1 protein-coding gene, 1 tRNA gene, 2 rRNA genes and 1 pseudogene (1 of these 5 only partly in view) are annotated in these 3,513 nt (G+C 56.5%); all 5 read left to right on the top strand.

Annotation, left to right across the window (positions count from 1 at the left end; genetic code table 11):
* Window positions 1–1,378, top strand: a 23S ribosomal RNA gene (locus EOB59_RS31520) (it extends 1,444 nt beyond the left edge of the window).
* 152 nt (window positions 1,379–1,530) lie between these two features.
* Window positions 1,531–1,645: ribosomal RNA gene (gene rrf, locus EOB59_RS31525) — 5S ribosomal RNA — on the top strand.
* A gap of 200 nt (window positions 1,646–1,845) precedes the next feature.
* Window positions 1,846–1,922, top strand: a tRNA-Met gene (locus EOB59_RS31530).
* Window positions 1,923–2,659: 737 nt separating this feature from the next.
* The gene (locus EOB59_RS31535) at window positions 2,660–2,971 is read left to right on the top strand and encodes a type II toxin-antitoxin system ParD family antitoxin (protein WP_127809237.1); all 312 of its coding nucleotides are present in this window, start codon (window positions 2,660–2,662) and stop codon (window positions 2,969–2,971) included.
* A gap of 5 nt (window positions 2,972–2,976) precedes the next feature.
* A pseudogene (locus tag EOB59_RS36940) lies at window positions 2,977–3,280 on the top strand (type II toxin-antitoxin system RelE/ParE family toxin).
* Window positions 3,281–3,513 lie beyond the last annotated feature (233 nt).

A 3,513-nucleotide genomic window follows, 5' to 3' on the forward strand; every position in this document is an offset into this window, starting at 1 on the left:
GGGAACCACGTTAATATTCGTGGGCTTGGAGGTAGTGACGGATCATTGAGGTAGTCCAATCTTATCGGATTGAACGGGCTGCTGCGTGGTTCCAGGAAATAGCTCCTCCTTATAAACCGTACCCGAAACCGACACTGGTGGTCTGGTAGAGTATACCAAGGCGCTTGAGAGAACTATGCTGAAGGAACTCGGCAAATTGCACGCGTAACTTCGGAAGAAGCGTGACCCTTTTCTACGCAAGTAGAGGAGGGTGGCACAGACCAGGGGGTAGCGACTGTTTATCAAAAACACAGGGCTCTGCGAAGTCGCAAGACGACGTATAGGGTCTGACGCCTGCCCGGTGCTGGAAGGTTAAGAGGAGGGGTGCAAGCTCTGAATCGAAGCCCCAGTAAACGGCGGCCGTAACTATAACGGTCCTAAGGTAGCGAAATTCCTTGTCGGGTAAGTTCCGACCTGCACGAATGGCGTAACGACTTCCCCGCTGTCTCCAGCATAGACTCAGTGAAATTGAATTCCCCGTGAAGATGCGGGGTTCCTGCGGTTAGACGGAAAGACCCCGTGCACCTTTACTATAGCTTTACATTGGCATTCGTAGTGGCATGTGTAGGATAGGTGGTAGGCTTTGAAACCTGGGCGCCAGCTCAGGTGGAGCCACCCTTGAAATACCACCCTTATTACTATGGATGTCTAACCGCGGCCCGTTATCCGGGTCCGGGACAATGTATGGTGGGTAGTTTGACTGGGGCGGTCGCCTCCTAAAGAGTAACGGAGGCGCGCGATGGTGGGCTCAGAACGGTCGGAAATCGTTCGCTGAGTGCAATGGCATAAGCCTGCCTGACTGCGAGACTGACAAGTCGAGCAGAGACGAAAGTCGGTCATAGTGATCCGGTGGTCCCGCGTGGAAGGGCCATCGCTCAACGGATAAAAGGTACGCCGGGGATAACAGGCTGATGACCCCCAAGAGTCCATATCGACGGGGTTGTTTGGCACCTCGATGTCGACTCATCGCATCCTGGGGCTGGAGCAGGTCCCAAGGGTATGGCTGTTCGCCATTTAAAGCGGTACGTGAGTTGGGTTCAGAACGTCGTGAGACAGTTCGGTCCCTATCTGCCGTGGGTGTAGGAATATTGAAAGGATCTGTCCCTAGTACGAGAGGACCGGGATGGACGGATCTCTGGTGGACCTGTTGTGGCGCCAGCCGCATAGCAGGGTAGCTATATCCGGACGGGATAACCGCTGAAGGCATCTAAGCGGGAAACCCACCTTAAAACGAGTATTCCCTGAGAACCGTGGAAGACGACCACGTTGATAGGCCGGGTGTGGAAGAGCGGCAACGCTTGAAGCTTACCGGTACTAATAGTTCGATCGGCTTGATCGTTCTCATTCCTTATGCTCATCGCTCCAAATCGGAGGATGACAGGCACAAAAAAGACCAGCGAATAGCCCCGAGAGGCACCCGACAGCTCCGCTGCCGATGCCTCTTTGTGCTCCTTCGCTCAAAAGCTTCTCGAACAACGTGCGTTTTGCCGACCTGGTGGTTATGGCGGAGCGGCTGCACCCGATCCCATTCCGAACTCGGCCGTGAAACGCTCCAGCGCTGATGGTACTTCGTCTCAAGACGCGGGAGAGTAGGTCGCTGCCAGGTCTGCTAAACGCACGTTGAACTCACATCCAATCGGATGGAGTGATGTCTTCTCTTTATGAAATGGCCCGCCAAGGGATCACGGGCCGCGTAAGCGGCCCTTTCATTTGGTCAGCCATATACCTATCTGTAGGCCTCGGCTTACACAAAAAAGCAAGCAAACGCTTGCTAAGATTAGCAAGCAAACGCTTGCTAAGAGGTGACGCGGGGTGGAGCAGCCCGGTAGCTCGTCAGGCTCATAACCTGAAGGTCACAGGTTCAAATCCTGTCCCCGCAACCAAACTTCACTAAACAAACAGCCCGCCTCGTGCGGGCTCTTTTGTTTTTTGCCCTGGTGCCGGCGTTTAACCCGTCATGTCATCAGGCGCCCCCAAGCAGGCCAAGCCCAAGCCGCCAGACAGAAAACTCAAATCCTCTCCCCAACCAAACTTCGGTAAGCAAACAATCCGCCAGGAACAATGCCCGCCGGCCGTTCGCATTCGGGGGACAATGGTGCCTGCAGCGGCACTCCTCGGCGCAGAAAGAGGCCTCAGCCGACAAGCTACGACGACAGACAAGCCTCTCAACAAACCTAATTCAAAATAGCCCGCAGCCGCGGGCCGTTTGCGTTCAGGGGATTGGCAAGCGAGGCGCCCAGCCGCCGCCATGGCCAGATCAACCGAATCGGAGGCAGAAAAGACGAAGCATCCGATCCTCAGGCATCGGTCAGTGACGCCGGTGGTGACTTGCAATCAAATACGAAATGAATTGGGTCGGGGTGGTGTTCTATTCAGTCGGCTTTTTGTGGCCACCCTCGGCCATGACAATGACTGAGGACCGCGAATCGACCTGCATGTGGATCCTCGATCGCGCCGGCGGTTGGGTGTGTCACGCCGCAAGTGCCGTTGGCCGAGCGGCCTGGGGGGCGCCGAAGCTACGCCTCGATCAAGTCGAATCAAAGTGAAGGGCGATTCTCTGGGGATGAGTGGCGCAAGGTGTAGCATGGTCGAATCGGCCAATTTTGCTGATAGCTGACATCTGTCGCCAGGTGCGGGATCACTCCCATGTTCCCGCAGGGGGGATGCCAATGCCAAATTCGCTTTGAATGACCATTACGAGAGCTCCATCAGGAAGCAGCTCGAATCAGGCCGCTACAACAATGCCAGCGAAGTTGTCCGCGCGGGCCTGCGCATGCTTGAGGATTTGGAGGCGGAGCGGGAGAAATGGCTGCGCGAGGAGATACCGGGGCGCCTAACTGAACTCCGGCAGGATTCATCGAAGGGAATCCCTGCCGAGACGGTTTTCTCCCGGCTGGAGGCGCGTCATCGCGCGAAGCAGGCGAAAGCCTAGTAGGGGTGGAGTATCGGATTGTCTTCCACCCCAAGGCAGAAGCCGAGCTGGAGCAACTCTACGGTGACATAGCCGGACGTGCGTCGCCGGCGATCGCCTGAAGATTCATTGCGGGTATCCCGACCATTGTCTCGGTCTGTCGACTTTTCCACAGCGGAGCACCGAGCGGGTCGAGATCATGCCTGGCTGCGGATTGTTGGCTACCGCGACAGCATTGCCTTTGCCGTCGAGGGCGGGCGGGTCCTGATCCTGGGCAGCTTTTACGCCGGCCGGAACATCACACCGGAATTGCTCGAGGACCGGCCCTAAACGGCGCTTCGGTGGAGAATTGCCCTGCAGTCCTCCAGGCGCGACGGGTGCGATGGCGCACATCAGCGCCTCGAGCTCGGGACGCATCACAGGAATGGTGAGCGCTAGAACGCCGCCCACAATTCAGCCAAGCCAACTCATGAATTTCGGCCCGGTGGATATCTCTACGAGAAATCGAAAAAACATTGTCGATGTGTGTTGACAGTTGTCGTTGGTGGCGACTATATACGCCT

The organism is Mesorhizobium sp. M7A.F.Ca.MR.176.00.0.0 (assembly GCF_004023165.1).
In the GTDB taxonomy this organism is placed as follows: domain Bacteria; phylum Pseudomonadota; class Alphaproteobacteria; order Rhizobiales; family Rhizobiaceae; genus Mesorhizobium.